A 17,639-nucleotide genomic window follows, 5' to 3' on the forward strand; every position below is an offset into this window, starting at 1 on the left:
AAGCACAAACATTTTTAAAATCGCAAAGCATTGAAATATAGAACGAACATATAACGGGTATAAACCTTTAATAGAACACAAATGAATACAGAAATATTTGGAGTTATCGCGATGTTTATAGTGGCCGTCGCGGCGGCGATTCCCTTGGGTAAGTATATCGCTCGGGTTTATGCCGGTGAGCGAAGCCTGTTGGATGGGCTGTGTACTCCCTTGGAAAAGCGCCTGTACCAGATCAGCGGAATCGACGCGAGCAGTCCGATGAATTGGAAGCAGCATTTGCGCGCCTTACTGACGATTAACGCCGTTTGGTTTGTGTTGATCTTTTTGTTGCTGATCACCCAACACCACCTCCCGTTAAATCCGGACAACAACCCGAATATGTCGCCGGACTTGGCTTTTAATACCGCCATATCCTTTATGGTCAATTGCAACTTACAACACTATGCCGGCGAAACCGGTGTCAGCTATTTGTCGCAAATGGCCTTGATGTTTTTACAATTCGTCAGTGCGGCTAGTGGTATGGCGGCAGCGGTGGTACTCTTTGAAGCCTTTAAGCACAAAAGCGCCGAGCACTTGGGGAATTTTTACGTCTTTTTTGTCAAGTCTTGTACGCGTATACTGCTGCCGATTAGTGTGGTTATCGCGCTGATTTTGGTTTTTAACGGTACGCCGATGACCTTTGAAGGAAAGGACCACAGCAGCACGCTAGAAGGGCAGTATGTCGAAGTGTCTAGAGGACCAGCAGCGGCATTTATCGCAATCAAACACCTGGGTACGAATGGCGGTGGCTTTTTTGGAACCAATTCGGCACATCCCTTTGAAAATCCGAATTATACCACCAATATGGTGGAGATGATTGCGCAGTTGCTCATTCCGTTTGCCATGGTATTTGCCTTTGGATACTATATAAAAAGAAGGCGTTTTTCACTGATGATGTTCGGTGTAATGACGGTGGGCTTTCTCTGTTTGCTCCTCCCGACTTTAGCGATGGAAACCGCGGGAAATCCCGCTATAGCAAATATGGGAATCAATATGGATGCCGGAGCTATGGAAGGCAAGGAAAGCCGTATAGGCGCAGCGGCCACGGGCTTTTGGAATATCGCAACCACCGTGATATCCACGGGATCGGTCAATTCCATGCACGACAGCTCCATGCCACTTAGCGGTATGAACGAACTGCTGGGTATGATGATCAACAGCTTTTATGGCGGTGTGGGCGTGGGAATTTTAAACTTCTTCGTCTTTGTCATCTTAGCGGTGTTTATCAGTGGATTGATGGTGGGCCGCACCCCGGAGATTTTTGGAAAGAAAATAGAAGCCCGTGAGATTAAAATCGCCTTGATTATCGCCTTGGTTCATCCCTTTTTGATTTTGGTCGGCACGGCTTTGGCGGTTTCCGTACCCGAGTGGACGCAGCCAACGCTAAACAATCCCTCATTTCACGGATTTTCCGAAATGCTTTATGAATTTACATCGGCTTCGGCCAATAACGGCAGCGGTTTCGAGGGTTTAGGAGATAACACCCCTTTTTGGAACATCAGTACGGGGGTGGTTTTGCTACTCGCGCGCTTTATACCGATTATCGGTCCGGTTGCCATAGCGGGATTGTTGGCACAAAAGGCCTATGTGCCAGAGGGTGCTGGTACTCTAAAAACCGATACTACTACTTTTGGAATCCTGGTGTTGACCATCATCTTAATCATTGCTGCTTTAGCCTTTTTTCCTGCGCTAACGCTCGGACCTATAGCCGAATATTTTACCCTATATCAATAAATATCTTATGGATACAACTACTACTTCTCTTTTTGATAAAAGAGTACTCAAAGATGCCGTAAAGCAATCCTTTGTCAAATTAGATCCTCGAACGCTCTTCCGCAATCCCGTGATGTTTACGGTGGAATTGGGCGCCGCGGTCTTGTTCTGCGTTTGTCTGTGGATTTTGGCCGGAGAAAAAAACCAGGGGAGTCTGGGATATAACGCGGTGATTTTCATCTTGTTGTTGTTTACGCTCTTGTTTGCCAATTTTGCCGAAGCCATAGCCGAAGCCCGTGGAAAAGCACAGGCAGACAGCTTGAGAAAAACCCGCGAGGAAACACCGGCTACCTTAGAAGATGGCAGGGTCGTGTCCTCGGCCAGTTTGGTAAAGGGCAGTGTATTTATTTGTAAATCAGGCGATATTATTCCGGCCGACGGCGAGATTATAGCGGGATTGGCCACCATAGATGAAAGCGCCATTACCGGAGAAAGTGCACCGGTAATTCGCGAAGCCGGAGGGGATAAGAGTTCGGTAACCGGGGGGACCAAAGTGCTGTCCGACCACATTACGGTGGTGGTAACCACACAGCCGGGCGACAGTTTTTTGGATAAGATGATCGCTTTGGTCGAAGGGGCGAGCAGACAAAAAACGCCCAATGAAATTGCGCTAACGATACTGCTGGCGGGATTTACGATGATTTTTATCATCGTAACCGTAACCCTAAAACCCTTTGCGGATTACGCCGGTGTACCCATTACCATTGCGGCTTTTATTTCGCTGTTTGTCTGTTTGATACCCACCACCATTGGCGGTTTGTTATCGGCCATAGGTATAGCGGGTATGGATCGGGCTTTGCGTGCCAATGTCATCACCAAAAGTGGACGGGCGGTTGAAGTCGCTGGCGATATAGACGTATTGCTCTTGGATAAAACCGGAACGATTACCATAGGAAATCGAAAGGCCACTCAGTTTTATACCGCCCCAGATGTTGCAGAGGCGCATTTTAAAAAATGTGTGGTACTGAGTTCGATGAGCGACGAAACGCCAGAGGGAAAGTCCATAATCGAATTGGCCGCATTAGATTCCAAGGGTTTTGCAATAACCCAGCCTGTTTTTATTCCATTTACAGCAGAAACCAGAAGTTCCGGTATTGATTTTGGCGAAACGCGAATCCGAAAAGGAGCGGCGGATGCCATCCGCCAGCTGTGCGAGGCCAAGGGGAATAGTTATCCCCTCGAAATTCAACAAATCGTCGAACAGGTGGCCAATAACGGGGGAACGCCTTTGGTAGTGTCTGAAAACGAACATATCATCGGTGTAGTCGAATTGCAAGACATCGTTAAAACCGGTATTCAAGAGCGTTTCGCGCGTTTGAGAATGATGGGTATCAAAACGGTTATGGTTACCGGAGACAATCCCTTAACGGCGCGATTTATAGCCGAAAAAGCAGGGGTGGACGACTATATAGCCGAAGCCAAGCCCGAGGACAAGATGAACTACATCAAAAAGGAGCAAAGCGAAGGGCGTTTAGTCGCGATGATGGGCGACGGTACCAACGATGCACCCGCTTTGGCACAGGCCGATGTCGGTGTGGCGATGAACAGCGGTACCCAGGCGGCCAAAGAAGCGGGAAACATGGTCGATTTGGACAACGATCCCACCAAACTGATCGAAATCGTCGAAATCGGCAAGCAATTGCTCATGACCCGCGGAACCCTAACGACCTTTAGCATCGCCAATGACGTGGCCAAGTATTTCGCTTTGATTCCCGCCTTGTTCATTACCGCCATACCCGCCTTGGGAGGATTGAACATCATGCAGCTGCACAGCCCGGAAAGCGCCATATTGGCTGCGGTGATTTTTAATGCGATCATCATTCCGATACTGATTCCTCTGGCCTTAAAAGGCGTGGCCTACAAGCCGATTGGAGCCAGTGCCTTGCTGCGCAGAAACCTGATGATTTACGGACTCGGCGGACTTATAGTGCCTTTTATAGGTATTAAGTTAATCGATATGCTCGTGTCCCTATTCATGTAATTCACTCGTGTTTTATGTGAACGGATGGTTCGTATAATGATGTGTATAAAATTTAAAAACAAGTACTTATAATTTTAATTAATAGTAAATGGAATACCGCAGCTTTAGGGCGCAATCGGCTCCCAAATGCTTTTAATTGTTCAAATGCGATAACTATGAAAAAAAATATTATTTCCTCCTTTTTGCTCACCTTGGGCTGCTTTGTTTTATTGGCCGTGATTTACCCCTTATTGATCTGGGCGTTGGCACAGTTTGCACCCAACGAGGGCAAAGGGGAGGTGGTTCGACACCAGGGCAAGGCGTATTACGTCAATTTGGCTCAGAAATTCGAGAGTGAGGGCTATTTTTGGTCGCGACCCTCAGCGGTGGACTACAATACAGCCGCTTCGGGCGGGAGTAACAAAGGCGCGACAAATCCGGAATACTTGGCGGCGGTCGAAGCGCGTATAACGGCATTCACGCGTGCAAATCCCCAAGTTAAGAGGGCGGATATACCCGTCGATTTGGTTACGGCCAGCGGCAGTGGTCTGGATCCTGACTTTTCCGTACGGGCAGCCGTAGTGCAAGTAGCGCGTATAGCGCGGCATAGAAAGCTTACGGAACAAGCGGTTTTGGCGGTGATTCACGAGCAGGTGGAGCGGCCTTTACTCGGCCTCTTTGGACCGGAAAAAGTCAATGTGCTGCGTTTGAATATCGCTTTAGACCAACTTCAATAACCCGGTGAAAAAGTGTTTTTTTTCGCTGCTTTTCCTCTGCGGAACCGCAGCGACTTGGTCGCAGTCCGACAGCTTGCCCAAACCGGCATGGTCCCTAGACGGCTATGTAGAAGTGTATTATAATTACAGCTTTAATCAGCCCGAGAATCACGAATTGCCAAAATTCCTCTATTCGTTTAATCGACACAATGAGGTGAGTCTAAATTTCGGAATGATTCGAGCCACTTACGACCAGGATCGCGTACGCGGAAAATTAGCCCTAATGGTGGGAACCTACGTCCAATCCAATTTGATTGCCGAACCCGATGGGCTACAGCACATATACGAAGCCAACGTGGGACTAAAACTGTCACAATCCCGAGATTTGTGGCTAGATGCAGGTGTTTTTAGTTCCCATATCGGTTTTGAAAGTGCGATTGGTGCCGATGTGTGGACCATGACCCGCAGTATCGCGGCCGAGAATTCGCCCTATTTTTCAACCGGAATTAAGCTCTCGTATAAATCGCCCAACCAAAAGTGGTTTTTAAGCGGTTTGGTCTTAAACGGTTGGCAGCGAATGCAGCGCATTGCTGGCAATCAAACCCTGGCTTTCGGACATCAGCTCACTTACCAACCTTCGGATGGGGTATTGATCAACAGCAGCTCCTATATTGGAAGTGATGCCCCCGATAGTTTGCGGCAAATGCGCTATTTCCACGATTGGTATACCGAGTTAAAAATCAGTCCTAAAGTGCGATTGATTGCGGGCTTTGACATAGGAGCGCAGCAAGTGCACAAAGGCAGTTCTTCTTACGACCTTTGGTACAGTCCGAGTTTAATCGGTAAATATCAGTTCAACGCGCAGTGGAGCCTCGGTTTACGAGGCGAATATTACTCGGATAAAAAGCAGCTGATCATTTCTGGCGATGCCGAAGGCGGCTTCCAGACTTGGGGGTACTCGACCAATTTGGACTACCGCTTTTCCGAGGCCGTGCTGTGGCGTATCGAGTTTAGGAATTTCAACGACAAGCGCGCCAATTTTGTGCGAAACGCGCAAGCGGTGCACAGTGAGGCGTTTATAGGAAGTAGTCTTTCCATTAAATTTTAAAAGTGATGAGGCAAGAACAACGGCAGTCGGCAGAGGAGTTTTTAAAACTGATTCAGCGTTCCAAACGAGGTAAGTTTAAGGTTTATATCGGCATGAGTGCTGGGGTGGGGAAGACCTATCGCATGCTGCAGGAAGCCCACAGCTTGATGCAAAGCGGGGTTCAGGTTAAAATCGGATATATCGAAACCCATCAGCGCGAAGAAACTGCGGCTTTGGTAGCGGGTTTGGTACTAATTCCGAGAAAGCAGTTTTTCTACAAGGGCAAGCAGATCGAAGACATGGATTTAGAAGCCGTTCTACGCCTGCATCCCGAGGTGGTTATCGTGGACGAGCTGGCGCACTCCAACATACCCGGAAGTAAAAACGACAAGCGTTGGCAAGATGTTATGGATATTTTAGACGCGGGAATCAATGTGATTTCTGCGGTGAATATCCAGCATATTGAAAGCCTGAACGCCGAGGTCAAAGACATTACCGGCATCGATATTCAAGAGCGCATACCCGATCAGGTTTTGGCACAAGCCGATGAAGTGGTGCAGATCGATTTGACGGTGTCCGATTTGAGGGAGCGATTGCAAGCCGGTAAAATTTACAAAAGCGACAAAATTGCTGCGGCCCTAAAAAACTTCTTTACCACCTCGAACATTCTGCAGCTGCGGGAGTTGGCCTTAAAAGAAGTGGCCTCTCATGTAGAAAAAAAGGTAGAAACCGAAATCAGTTCTTCCATCCACGCCAAACCCACGCGTTTTTTGGCCTGCATCAGCAGCAACGACAAAACCGCCAAAGCGGTCATTCGAAAATCGGCGCGCCTAGCCAATTACTTTCACTCCCGTTGGTATGTGTTATACGTGCAAACGCCACGGGAGAATCCCAACCGGATTTCCTTGGCCAAACAGCGGCATTTGATCAATAATTTAAAATTGGCTACGGAATTGGGTGCAGAAATCATCAAGGTGGAGCACCACAGCGTCGCTCAAGCGATTTTACAACAAGTCGAGGAGCGCAAAATTACCAGTATTTGCATAGGCAAGCCGCGCTTGCATTTGTTTCAGATTATTTTGGCGACCAATGTGTTCAATCAGTTGTTAAAAAAGCTATCTTCATCTGCTGTAGATGTCATCATTATGTCATAGGTATCACACTGCTGCTACCGCTTTATAAATGGGGAAAGCGGCAAATGTGTCCGTTGAAATTAACTATATTAAAGGGATATGAAAATCAAAACCAAGTTAACTTTAGGCGTGGGACTGCTCTTTGTGTTGATTGTCTTATTGGGCTTAGTCGGCGCTATTTACATCCATTTTCTCAAAAAGGATACCGAAAACATACTGTTGGACAATTACAATTCCGTGATTTACGCCACCCAGATGATGCAGGAAACCGAGGGCCAGCAACCGGTGAATTGGCGCTATTTTGAAGAGGAATTAAGCCTGCAGGAGCGCAATGCTACCGAAGCCGGAGAACAGCGGATAAACCGATTATTGCGCGCGCATTTTGAGCGTTATAAAAACGCAAACCCAGCCGATCAAGATCTCCGAGACATTCGGACGGCCTTATTGGAATTGATGACGATGAATATGCAGGCGATAGAACAAAAAAGCCAATACGCGCAGGATACGGCCAATCGGGCCACCGTGTGGATAGCCGTAACAGGCACGGCCTGTTTTATCATCGCCTTTACGCTGCTGGTCAATTTACCGGCAAACATCGCCAATCCCATAGGTGAATTGACCCAAAGTATCCGCAAAATCGCCGCCAATAAATACGATGAACGCGTGCATTTTGAAGACAATAATGAATTTGGCGATTTGGCCAAGTCCTTTAATACGATGGCGCAGAAACTCGAGGAATACAACAGCAGTAATCTCGCCCAACTCATGCGGCAGAAAACGCGAATCGAGGCCCTGATCAACAATATGCAGGATCCCGTCATCGGCTTGGACGAGCATTGGACCGTGATCTTTGCCAATGAGGAAGCCTGTAAGGTTACCGGACTGACAGAGGCGCAGCTCGTCGGATTCAGCGGCAAGTATCTCGCTTTGGAAAACGACCTGATCCGCAAACTCTTGCTCCACTTAGACAAGCCTCAGATCGAGTCGGATGAAACGCTAAAAATCGTTGCCAACGGCAAGGAGGGCTATTATACACAAGAGGCGATTCACATTGAAGTAATCCCTACAGGAGAGTGGGATAAAGAGTTGGTAGGACACGTTTTAATTCTGAGAAACATCACGGAATACAAGGAACTGGACTTGGCCAAAACCCGTTTTATCGCCACGGTATCCCACGAATTTAAAACCCCTATAGCCTCGATGAAAATGAGTTTACAGCTCTTGGAAAACGAGCGTATTGGCGCTTTGAATGCGGAGCAACAACAGCTCTTGGGCAGTATTAACGACGATGCCAACCGCTTGTTGCGCATCACTGCAGAGCTGCTAAACATGACTCAGGTAGAAAGTGGAAACATCCAATTAAACATTGTGAATAGCGATGTAAACGACATACTGATTGACGCGGTGTCTGCCAATCAAACCCAAGCAGATTTAAAGGAAATCACCTTGGCCACCTCGGTAGAATTAAACCTTTCATCGGTCGAAGCCGATGCCGAGAAAACCGCTTGGGTATTGACGAACCTCATCACCAATGCCATCAATTACTCTCACGAACAAGCGCAAATAGACATAAGGGTCTACCAAGAAGGCGAAGCGGTTGTTTTTAGTGTCAAGGATTGGGGTATCGGCATTCCGCCCGAGTACCTACCCAAGGTTTTTGATCGTTATTTCCGCGTACCCGGTACCCATAGGGCGGGAACGGGATTGGGTTTGGCAATCAGCAAAGAATTTATCGAAGCCCAGGGGGGCTCCATAGCCGTATATAGCGAATATGGAGTGGGTAGCGAATTTGTCGTACGCCTAAAATCGGCGGTTTAAATTATAAATCAACTACACCCCATCAGTAAGGGCGGTTTTCAAAACCGCCCTTTTACAACGCATAGCGAATCAATCCCAATTGCTCTTGGTCGATACCGCTAGTTTTCCCCCACCGGTATAATACAATCCCAAACCAACCAACAAATAAATAGCGACGAGTTCGATGGCCAAACCGCCGTTTTCGTTGAGGCTTAAAACTTCTTTGATGTGAGACAATAAAATCACGACCAAACAATAGAGCGCGAAGCACAAACTCGCCAAACGGGTTCGAAATCCGATGATGATCAGCAGTGGAATTGCGATTTCACCGATGTAAACGCCATAACTCAAAAAGGTGGGTAATCCGTGTTTTGTCAGTACTCCTTTAATAAAATCCAGGCCGTGTACTATTTTGTTAATACCGTGTAATAGCATGGTCAACGCTATGATAATTCGGATTAAAAAAAGGCCTAAGTCCGTGTTTTTCTTCATTTTTTTGTGGTTTTTAGTTAATAAAGTCTATATAAAAGCATTTTTTATGTTGTCTTTGACAAACTGAAAAACAAGGTAATAGAATCCTATTTACGATGCAAAATTTTTTTTATTTTTTTTTTACGGCCTCAAATCGCTTTGAATCTTAATGGGAGAAAAGCCGAAATACGCTTTAAACGCATGGCTAAAACTCGAGTGATTGGCATAGCCCATGCTATAGGATACCTCGCCAACCGGAACGCCTTGCTGTAACAAGTCGCGCGCGGCTTGCATCCGACATTTTTGCAAGTACCCGAAAACGGTGGTGCCGAAGAGCTGTCTAAAACCGTTTTTTAACTTCTGTTGGTTGGTTCCGCAGATATGGGCTAATTCCTCGATGCTCTTGGGCTGGGAGAGGTGATTCTCAATGTAGTTTTTGGCCTGCTGCAAAAGGGCAATGTCGCGAGGGTTTAAAGCTTTGAAACCGGCGCTTGCCGTGCGATACAGATCCCGGGTTTGAGCCACTTGTAAGGCGAACAGCTCCTGCACCTTGCTTTCCAAATATATTTTACGGGTAAAACCCGCAAAGGGACATTGCAGTATTTGATGGATTACATCCTGCATCAAGGGCGTGATATAAGGCGATTCCGGATACAACATAGCCGGTCGCTGCCGATCAAAATCATTGATAAATCGGTCGAGTTGCGCGTTTTGACCAAACCACTTTTTTACATAGTCGACCGCGAGGTGAATGTCGAAGGTTTTAAAATACCGACCGCGGCTAAAATCGACAAATCCGGCTATGCCTTGCAATCCAAACAGATTGTGACTCATGCCGAGTATCCCTTTTTTTAAGTGATGGCTTTCTCCTAGTCCTATGGTGTGCTCGAGGTTAAAGTGCATTTCAATCAATCCCTCCTCTAAGCGGTTGTAGAGCATCAACGGTTTTTTGAGGTCGTATTCACTGATCAGTATATTGGCGCTGTCGAGCTGAATTTCCCGAAAGTGCACAGCGCCAAAGTCGTGGGTAAATCCCGTTTGCGTTTCCAAAACCGCGTCGGTGGTAATCACTTTGGCCCGTTGCTGGTTGTAGTTGATTTCCTCTAGGAAATCGGCGGTGGTCAGTCTAAATTTCATGGTAGTCTACTGGGTTAATACCGAAATACTCAGGCACAACTTCCCGCACTCGTAGGACTATAACAGGCTTTAGGGAATCATTTATACCGATTTTCGGTGGCTTGTTGATGTTTTTAAGTCGTCCTAAAGTAAACATTTTATCGGTAATTCCGATCGCGCGAACTCATTTTTAAGCCGCGGCAAGATCATCTATTAGCAAAGTTCCATATTCCTAAATTCCACTTCCAAATTCATAAATAGGATCGACTTTATCTCATATATATTTGAGAAATATTTAGAATAAATCTAAATAAAAATAAGTTTATAACATTTAATGTATTTGATATGAATAAAAGAGGACTCTTTGCGGTACTGCTTATCAGCGTGTTGTTGTGTTGTTGTAAAAAGGATGACGACCTACCCGAACTACCTCCTGAGGTAGTAAAGACGGAGGTAGTGGACATACACAGCGTGCGCTTGTTCTTTAACAAAGATATAGAGGTTGCCAGTGGTAGTACGCTGTCGCATTACGAATTAAATGCCGAGGTCGATAAGGTGGATGCCTATCCGATTAAGGCAGCGGTCGATGGCCGTGTGGTTACCCTGAGTTTTAAGAAGGAATTTCGCGCGCCTCGCGACAACCAATTGTTGATTAAAGAAGTGCGTTCATCCACCGGTGCCCGCGTTTTCGAAAAGTACTTTGTAGCGTTTTACTACATCCCGGATATAAAGTGGAAAAAAGTTGAAGAATTATCCGTACCGGTATTGTCGGAAGATGAAGCGATTGATCCCGAAAATTGGGTGTATTTCAGTCTGGAAAACAAAGCGCAAGTGGCCTTTGCCGATGTGCAAAATAGCGAAAACTGGGATGTGGCTTTTTCCTTTGACGATATGACCATGCCCATTTTTGGCAACGACCCCTTGTGTCAACCTGGAGGTAAGGGAAAAATCGGACTGATTACCCGAGATGTCCAAGAGGTTAAGCAGTTAAGTGATAACGACTTTGACTTGGAAAAGTGTTATAACGTGACCTCGGAGTTTGATTTTCCCATAGTACACTTGTCGCGTATCGGATGGTGCCGAACCCGACCCGACGAAAATGGAGATATACCCGAGATGTACATCGGACCTCCCTTTGAGGTGGTACCGGAGCGGACCATCGTGGTTAAACTCGGCAAGGGCACAAAATATGCCAAAATACAAATGCTCGGTATGTACAAGGGAAATCCAGTTGCTCCAACTGCCGATCAAGAGCGCTATATCCTGACCTTTAGATATGTAATACAGGAAGATGGCAGTTCGAATTTAGACATCCCCATCGATGTGGATTAAGTTAAATCAAAATGAATGGAACCGCGGCATCAGACGAACAAAATAGCAATATCCGATTTGCTACGGCAAACGGACAGGATTTTAAACAAACTGGTTTTGAAGTATAAAATAGAAGTAGCAGCAATAAAAATAGTGATAGGCTGTCTCGTGCTCGGACTTTCCGCAACGGGAACCTGGGCACAGGAAAAAAAAGACAGCCTTAGTATCGCGCGACAAGCGCAACTCTTACAAGAGGTGATTATTGAAAAGAAAAACGAAAATCGTGAAATTATGGAAACGCCTTTACCGATAACGTTATTAGATCTCAAACCCGTATTGGGGCAAAGCGGCAATCTGACTCAGGCATTGCGCCGCATTCCCGGAGTGAATATTCGCACCGATGGTGGGATAGGCGACCCCGTGAAATTCAATTTAAGCGGATTGGGGGGCAAGGCAATTGTCCTGTTTAAAGACGGCATTCCCATGAGTTTTTACGGGCATTCCTTTGAGCCCAGTCACGTACCGACCAATATGTTTGATCGTATCGAAGTCTATAAAGGCGTATTGCCCCTGAGTTTGGGTGCCGATGCGCTCGGAGGTGGTATTAATTTTGTCACCAAGCAATACCGCCGCAAAGCGATCGAGGCCGCTTTCGAAGCCTCGTCGTTTAACACCCAGCGCATGTCCTTGTCCTTCTACCTTCCCGATACCGTGAGAAATTGGTATGCCGGAGCGAATATCGGATATACCGCCTCCGACAACAATTGGGAGGTCGATATCGGACGGCCATTGCCACCCAATACCACCGCTCTGGATTTTGACAATTATGCTGGTGGGTATATTTTTGACCGAACCGAGGTACACCGCATAAAAAACAACGCGGTCAATGCCTATACTGGTGAGTACTATATAGGAATTAAAGATAAAAGCTGGGCCGACGATTTGCGACTAACCCTAATCAACAGTTGGTACTACAGACGCATGAACCGCATACCCGATTTAACGCCTATGGTAGGAACGACTTACAGCGTTTTCGCCTTTGCCGAAGACAAGACAATCAGCACTTTGCTGAGCTATAAAAAGAAACTCTTTGACGAGCGCCTAAATTTGAACCTGATCGGCGGGCACAGTTATACCAATGCCGTATTTAAAGACACCTCCAGCTATTCCGTAGACCGCTTAGGCGTTATAGTGGGAAATAAATCGCCCCTCGTCGGAGAAATCACTGTAGATGGTGCCGATATGAATTTGAATTACAATTTTTATACGCTGCGTGGGTATGCGAACTACGATGTTTTGCCCAATCATCAAGTACAGCTCAATTACATCTTTTCCGACAGCAATCGCATCGGTACGGATACCTTGGGAGGCATGGTTTTTTCAAATCAACTGGGCGATTTGGGCAAAAAAATTGATCGCTTTGAATACCGATCCATACATCAAAAGCAAATCGCCGCTTTGGGAATCAGCAGCAAGTTTTTCGACGGAAAACTCGAAAACCTCTTGGCGGGAAAATATTACGACCGCAAGGCCAAGGGCTATTCCACCTTCAGCGGACTGGGCAGTTCGCGGAAGGAAACCGATCAAACCACGCATTGGGGATGGATGGAAGCTATCAGCTATCATCCCACCGACCGCTGGTTGTTCAAAGCCTCTTATGAGTTTGCTACCCGATTGCCCGATGATTTTGAGGTGTTTGGCGATTCTAAAGGCGTTAAAAGCAGCTTTGGATTGCAGCCCGAGCGCAGTAGAAATGCCAATTTGCAACTGCAATACAACTCCGCAAACAGCGGTCGGGGCTTTTGGATGGTGGGCGGCAACCTCTTTTATAGAAAAACCTCGGACTTAATAGTACTCATTCCGGATATTCCCTTTAGTTACCACACCAATGCTCCCACCGGTGTAGAGGTCAAGGGAATCGAACTCGATTTTTATTACCAGCCCTTTCGCTTTTTTAGCTTTGGCGGTAATGCGACCTATATGGATCGATTTTTTTATGACAATCACTTAGACGAACGGGTTAGGGCTTGGGATAAATCGCCCATATTGGCCAATCTCCAAGCGCGATTGTTTCAATTCGATTGGTTTCAGAAAGGCAGTAAATTCGAGCTGTATTGGTATTGGTCCTATACGCACCGTTATGGAGCATTTCCATTTATAGTCACCGAAACCGGCATGTTTGAGAAACTCGATAAGGAGGTGGATACCGTGGAGATGTGGGTTCCGTTTTCGGGACGGATCGGTCAAGCAGTGCACACCCTTGGATTGATTTATGAGTGGGCCAAACCCAAGGCCAGTATAGCCGTGGAGAGTTACAATTTGACAGATAATGCCATATACGACAACTTTCTTAATCAAGGTCCAGGGCGCACTTTTTCGGTAAAACTGCGCTGGCAATTGGACTAGAACGCAAAAGAGAGAGAGATGAAACAGGGATGAAACAGGGATGAAAGACGCGTTTTTTTCGCGTTTAAAGAAGGGATCGCCAATAGGGCGTCCGCAACAGGAGTAAGGACGGTATGGCGACAACGAACGGCCGTGGCGGCAGCTGGGATCGTAGGTGAATTCATGTTAATTTTAAATTATTTAATTATGATTTTAAAAAAATTAGCCATTTTAATCGCAGTGGTTGCGGTAATGGCATCGTGTAGTAAGGACGATATCGGCAATTCCACCGATGGACTCGCGTTAAAGACAATGAGTGTCGGTATTATTCCGGGTACTCAACCGCTAACTGGACCCTGGGTAGTAACGGGTCAAAATTACTTTTGGGCAGGCAGTTATAAAAAGAAGAGTAGCCTTCCCAACCCGCTTTCCCTTTCGGGGGGATATTCGGTATCCTATGCCCCGGGCGGAAGGGCATTTGACGGCAGCTTTTTTACCTTAAACAACACCAATTCGGGCGTACGAGGCATTTGTAAATACTCCGTATCGGGGAGCAATCCCGCACCAAATGGCATGATTAGTTTGGGAGGTGGAAGCATGAACGGCCAGCAATTTGAAGTGAATTTCCATATTTTTAACAACGACATCGGTTATTATACCGATGTACAGGAAAACCCCGGAGTGATTACCCAGTTCAATCCGCAGTCGATGACGACCAACAACACTTGGAACTTAACCCAAGCGGTGAGCAATGCACTGCCGGGTTTCGCTTCGGCAAACTTCAAACACTTAGGAGGTAAATTGCTGATTCGCCGTGACAATACAATCTATGCCGACGTCACATTTGGCAGCAGCATCAATGGCCTAAAACAGGTGGTTCAAGCCACGAATTTTGTCTATGTGGCTGCCATAGATGCGGAAACCGGAAATTTGATTTCGGTGAGTACCAGTCCACAGGAGGCGACCAACATCGGTTTGTTTAACGACCATCCCCTGGTTAATGAAGATCCGGTGTCGCACGCGATTTACTTCGCTACGGTTAGCGATATGGGGGCTGCCGTTCAAAACGTGCCCTCTAAAATCTTTAGAATCCCCAACGGAAGTAATTCGATACAACACTTTGCAACCTATTCCAGCATTTCAGGTGATAAGATTGGGGAGTTTAACGGCTTGTATGCCTACAACAACCACGTGTATACGAAATATAGTTCAAACGATGTGCGCTATATGGGTGGGGGCGAACACGGGGTATCCTATAGAAATCCCATTTGGCAATGGGCCGTAATTAAACCATCGGGTCAAAAGCGGGATTTAGAAATTCCCAAAGACAACTTCTATTGCTACCAACAACCGCGCTTGATCAATGGAGAAATTTATTTCATCTACAACGACGACAACCACGGAGGTATTCGCAAGATTGTACCGGTAAATGGCGGGAATGGTCCGGTTCCCACTACCGTAGTGAGTAATTATACCCCGCCGTCTTGGGTGTGGTTTACCGCTAATAGACGCATTACGGGTTTAGACAGATTGTAAAATTTTAAAACAAAAAGAGCATGTGATTTGGGCAAGGGTCCGAAGGCATGCTCTTTAACAAAAAAAACTTAATGTAGCGCTGCCGCATATTTGCTGCTGCATTTTTAATACCAGATACAAAACATGCAAACAAATTTTTTTAAAATGCTGGCCCTAGCGATGTTGGCCGTAGTTTTTCACAGTTGTACGCAAACCGACGACGATATGCCAACCCAAGAAGAAGTGGCTTGGACTCAGGTAACCGATTTACAAATTCCCGATGAAGTGGCGAATATAGTTGGATTTAGTTGGGAAAAACTATTCCTATACAGTTTGGAAGAAGGACGTCCAATTCCGACCAAAGGGGAATTTTATACCGAAAATTGGGATATAGGCTTTCAAGAAGGCAAACTTGTGCACGTTAACAACGTCCCCAATACCATTACTACCATCGAAGGGGCAGCACCCATGGTGGGTAAGGTATTGGGGGTATTGTTGATTGCCAATTTTGACGAGGTGGTGTTGGCTCCCGATCCGAGCGAGAACATTTACAACAAAATGATGTCGCCACAAGGTGTAGCGGATACCACAAGGCAATTTTACGGATGGAACGGAAACTTGGGAAATGTCGGTTATCTGGAAATGTACCCGCATACGGGTGGAAAATACAGATTGCTTCCCCAACGCACCTTTGTCTTTCGCACCAATAAGGGAAATTATGCCAAATTGGAGATGCAGGGTATTTACAAGGGGCATCCCGCGGTTCCCACTAGGGAAAGCGAACCGAATTACTTGACTTTTAGATATTTTGTCCAAAAGGACGGCAGCCGCAATTTGGATACTTCCAAAAGGACGAGCTCCAAATAAGGTTTTTGGATTCGGTAAAAAAGCATCGTTTTGCAACAACTGCATACGAGTCAATTCGGGTTATCCTGGTGTACGTATCGAATTAAATCCCCAATCTTACAACAAAAGATACAAAACATGCAAACAAATTTTTTTAAAATGCTGGCCCTAGCAATGCTGACTGTAGTTTTTCACAGCTGTACGCAAACCGACGACGATATGCCAACCCAAGAAGAAGTGGCTTGGACTCAGGTGACCGATTTACAAATTCCCGATCATATATCTGTTCCGAATGAATTTCGCTGGGAAAAACTATTCCTATACAGTTTGGAAGAAGGGCGTCCAATTCCGACCAAGGCGGAATTTTATACCGAAAACTGGGATATAGGCTTTCAATCAGGCAGACTTGTGCACGTCAATGAAAAATCGAATGACTATACTATCATCGAAGGGGCAGCACCCATGGTGGGTAAGGTATTTGGGGTATTGTTGATTGCCAATTTTGACGAGGTGGTGTTGGCACCCGATCCGAGCGAGAACATTTACAACAAAATGATGTCGACACAAGGTGTAGTGGATACCACAAGGCAATATTACGGATGGAACGGAAACTTGGGAAATATCGGTTATATGGAAATGCACCCGAATACGGGTGGAAAAGGCAGATTGCTTCCTCAACGCACCTTTGTCTTTCGCACCAATAAAGGAAATTATGCCAAATTGGAGATGCAGGGTATATACAAGGGGCATCCCGCGGTTCCCACTAGGGAAAGCGAACCGAATTACTTGACTTTTAGATATTTTGTCCAAAAGGACGGCAGCCGCAATTTGGATACTTCCAAAAGGACGAGCTCCAAATAAAAACGAAAACTCTGGTTGCGGATAGGGAACCCTATTTTTGGTCTTTTCGATATTTTATAAAAAAACGGCAGTGCAGAATGAAGCACTTCCGATAAAAAGCAGACCGTATACCGGTGTAGTCCCATCAATAACGTTTAAAAGGCTAGAATTACCCCGATTTGCCTTAATCCCGTATTAATAACTTAAAAATCTATAAAAATGAAAAAAATTAAGATCTTCAATCTGCTCAATTATTTGTTTCGTGCTTTTTTGGCTTATGTATACATACCGCACGGCTGGGAAAAACTGACCCAAAAAATAGATCCACAGGAATATATCGACTTCGGGCTTCAAGGCGATTTTCTGGACTTCTACTTAATTTGGGAGCGCAGCGGTTTTATCGCCGTGATCGGTGTGGCTCAGTTGGTGGGTGGTTTGCTGTTGATTCCCAAACGCACCTATCTCTTCGGTGCTGTATGGTTGTTGCCCATTTCCATCGGAATGTTTTTTTGCCATGTATACATCAGTCACGCTCAGGATTTTTTGATTTTCGACCTGTTGATCTTGCTGTTGAATCTATACTTGATAGGCCGACATTACAAGCATTTAAAAGAGTGCTTTTGGAGGCCACAACCGACTTGGATTTAACG

14 protein-coding genes are annotated in these 17,639 nt (G+C 46.0%); 12 read left to right on the top strand and 2 right to left on the bottom strand.

Going from position 1 to position 17,639, the window contains the following annotated elements; genetic code table 11:
- The first annotated feature begins 81 nt into the window (after nucleotides 1–81).
- From kdpA to ACQZ43_RS11480, 6 genes are all read left to right on the top strand, one after another.
- Nucleotides 82–1,773 carry a potassium-transporting ATPase subunit KdpA gene (gene kdpA / locus ACQZ43_RS11455; protein WP_430612763.1) on the top strand — a complete coding sequence of 564 codons (1,692 nt, stop codon included), beginning with the start codon at nucleotides 82–84 and terminating at the stop codon, nucleotides 1,771–1,773.
- Between the two features lie 7 nt (nucleotides 1,774–1,780).
- Nucleotides 1,781–3,793 (top strand): potassium-transporting ATPase subunit KdpB, encoded by a 2,013-nt coding sequence (gene kdpB / locus ACQZ43_RS11460; protein ID WP_430612765.1) that lies wholly within the window; start codon nucleotides 1,781–1,783, stop codon nucleotides 3,791–3,793.
- 155 nt (nucleotides 3,794–3,948) lie between these two features.
- Complete coding sequence (locus ACQZ43_RS11465; RefSeq protein ID WP_430612767.1) at nucleotides 3,949–4,509, top strand: K(+)-transporting ATPase subunit C; 561 nt, start codon at nucleotides 3,949–3,951, stop codon at nucleotides 4,507–4,509.
- A 4-nt stretch (nucleotides 4,510–4,513) separates the two neighbouring features.
- On the top strand, nucleotides 4,514–5,596 hold the full coding sequence (locus tag ACQZ43_RS11470) for a porin (RefSeq protein WP_430612769.1): 1,083 nt from the start codon (nucleotides 4,514–4,516) through the stop codon (nucleotides 5,594–5,596).
- A gap of 5 nt (nucleotides 5,597–5,601) precedes the next feature.
- On the top strand, nucleotides 5,602–6,729 hold the full coding sequence (locus ACQZ43_RS11475) for a universal stress protein (RefSeq protein ID WP_430612771.1): 1,128 nt from the start codon (nucleotides 5,602–5,604) through the stop codon (nucleotides 6,727–6,729).
- Nucleotides 6,730–6,807: 78 nt separating this feature from the next.
- Nucleotides 6,808–8,526, top strand: coding sequence for an ATP-binding protein (locus ACQZ43_RS11480; RefSeq protein WP_430612773.1), 1,719 nt, complete (start codon nucleotides 6,808–6,810; stop codon nucleotides 8,524–8,526).
- 69 nt (nucleotides 8,527–8,595) lie between these two features.
- On the opposite strand, the gene ACQZ43_RS11485 is transcribed toward ACQZ43_RS11480, so the two are convergent.
- Both ACQZ43_RS11485 and ACQZ43_RS11490 read right to left on the bottom strand, forming a co-directional pair.
- The gene (locus ACQZ43_RS11485) at nucleotides 8,596–8,997 is read right to left on the bottom strand and encodes a DoxX family protein (RefSeq protein WP_430612775.1); all 402 of its coding nucleotides are present in this window, start codon (nucleotides 8,995–8,997) and stop codon (nucleotides 8,596–8,598) included.
- 120 nt (nucleotides 8,998–9,117) lie between these two features.
- Nucleotides 9,118–10,113, bottom strand: a complete 996-nt coding sequence (locus ACQZ43_RS11490) for a helix-turn-helix domain-containing protein (protein WP_430612777.1) — start codon at nucleotides 10,111–10,113, stop codon at nucleotides 9,118–9,120.
- Between the two features lie 324 nt (nucleotides 10,114–10,437).
- Here ACQZ43_RS11490 and ACQZ43_RS11495 point away from each other — a divergent pair, with 324 nt between their 5' ends.
- The 6 genes from ACQZ43_RS11495 (at nucleotide 10,438) to ACQZ43_RS11520 (ending at nucleotide 17,637) form a co-directional block, all read left to right on the top strand.
- A complete protein-coding gene (locus ACQZ43_RS11495) occupies nucleotides 10,438–11,424 on the top strand; it encodes an HmuY family protein (RefSeq protein ID WP_430612779.1) in 987 nt (328 codons plus the stop codon).
- A gap of 96 nt (nucleotides 11,425–11,520) precedes the next feature.
- Nucleotides 11,521–13,809 carry a TonB-dependent receptor plug domain-containing protein gene (locus tag ACQZ43_RS11500; protein ID WP_430612781.1) on the top strand — a complete coding sequence of 763 codons (2,289 nt, stop codon included), beginning with the start codon at nucleotides 11,521–11,523 and terminating at the stop codon, nucleotides 13,807–13,809.
- A gap of 186 nt (nucleotides 13,810–13,995) precedes the next feature.
- The gene (locus tag ACQZ43_RS11505; RefSeq protein ID WP_430612783.1) at nucleotides 13,996–15,324 is read left to right on the top strand and encodes a hypothetical protein; all 1,329 of its coding nucleotides are present in this window, start codon (nucleotides 13,996–13,998) and stop codon (nucleotides 15,322–15,324) included.
- 123 nt (nucleotides 15,325–15,447) lie between these two features.
- Entirely contained in the window at nucleotides 15,448–16,170 is a 723-nt protein-coding gene (locus ACQZ43_RS11510) for an HmuY family protein (protein WP_430612785.1), read from the top strand.
- 117 nt (nucleotides 16,171–16,287) lie between these two features.
- Entirely contained in the window at nucleotides 16,288–17,010 is a 723-nt protein-coding gene (locus ACQZ43_RS11515; protein WP_430612787.1) for an HmuY family protein, read from the top strand.
- Between the two features lie 198 nt (nucleotides 17,011–17,208).
- On the top strand, nucleotides 17,209–17,637 hold the full coding sequence (locus tag ACQZ43_RS11520; RefSeq protein WP_430612789.1) for a DoxX family membrane protein: 429 nt from the start codon (nucleotides 17,209–17,211) through the stop codon (nucleotides 17,635–17,637).
- Nucleotides 17,638–17,639: the final 2 nt, after the last annotated feature.

The sequence above is a fragment of the Flavobacterium sp. JP2137 genome, assembly GCF_050562195.1.
Lineage (GTDB): Bacteria > Bacteroidota > Bacteroidia > Flavobacteriales > Flavobacteriaceae > Flavobacterium.

Excerpts from the sequence above, each read along its gene's own strand:
- kdpA (WP_430612763.1), top strand. The coding sequence starts at position 82 with ATGAATACAGAAATATTTGGAGTTATCGCGATGTTTATAGTGGCCGTC.
- kdpB (WP_430612765.1), top strand. The coding sequence starts at position 1,781 with ATGGATACAACTACTACTTCTCTTTTTGATAAAAGAGTACTCAAAGAT.
- ACQZ43_RS11465 (WP_430612767.1), top strand. The coding sequence starts at position 3,949 with ATGAAAAAAAATATTATTTCCTCCTTTTTGCTCACCTTGGGCTGCTTT.
- ACQZ43_RS11475 (WP_430612771.1), top strand. The coding sequence starts at position 5,602 with ATGAGGCAAGAACAACGGCAGTCGGCAGAGGAGTTTTTAAAACTGATT.
- ACQZ43_RS11480 (WP_430612773.1), top strand. The coding sequence starts at position 6,808 with ATGAAAATCAAAACCAAGTTAACTTTAGGCGTGGGACTGCTCTTTGTG.
- ACQZ43_RS11485 (WP_430612775.1), bottom strand. The coding sequence starts at position 8,997 with ATGAAGAAAAACACGGACTTAGGCCTTTTTTTAATCCGAATTATCATA.
- ACQZ43_RS11490 (WP_430612777.1), bottom strand. The coding sequence starts at position 10,113 with ATGAAATTTAGACTGACCACCGCCGATTTCCTAGAGGAAATCAACTAC.
- ACQZ43_RS11495 (WP_430612779.1), top strand. The coding sequence starts at position 10,438 with ATGAATAAAAGAGGACTCTTTGCGGTACTGCTTATCAGCGTGTTGTTG.
- ACQZ43_RS11505 (WP_430612783.1), top strand. The coding sequence starts at position 13,996 with ATGATTTTAAAAAAATTAGCCATTTTAATCGCAGTGGTTGCGGTAATG.
- ACQZ43_RS11510 (WP_430612785.1), top strand. The coding sequence starts at position 15,448 with ATGCAAACAAATTTTTTTAAAATGCTGGCCCTAGCGATGTTGGCCGTA.
- ACQZ43_RS11515 (WP_430612787.1), top strand. The coding sequence starts at position 16,288 with ATGCAAACAAATTTTTTTAAAATGCTGGCCCTAGCAATGCTGACTGTA.
- ACQZ43_RS11520 (WP_430612789.1), top strand. The coding sequence starts at position 17,209 with ATGAAAAAAATTAAGATCTTCAATCTGCTCAATTATTTGTTTCGTGCT.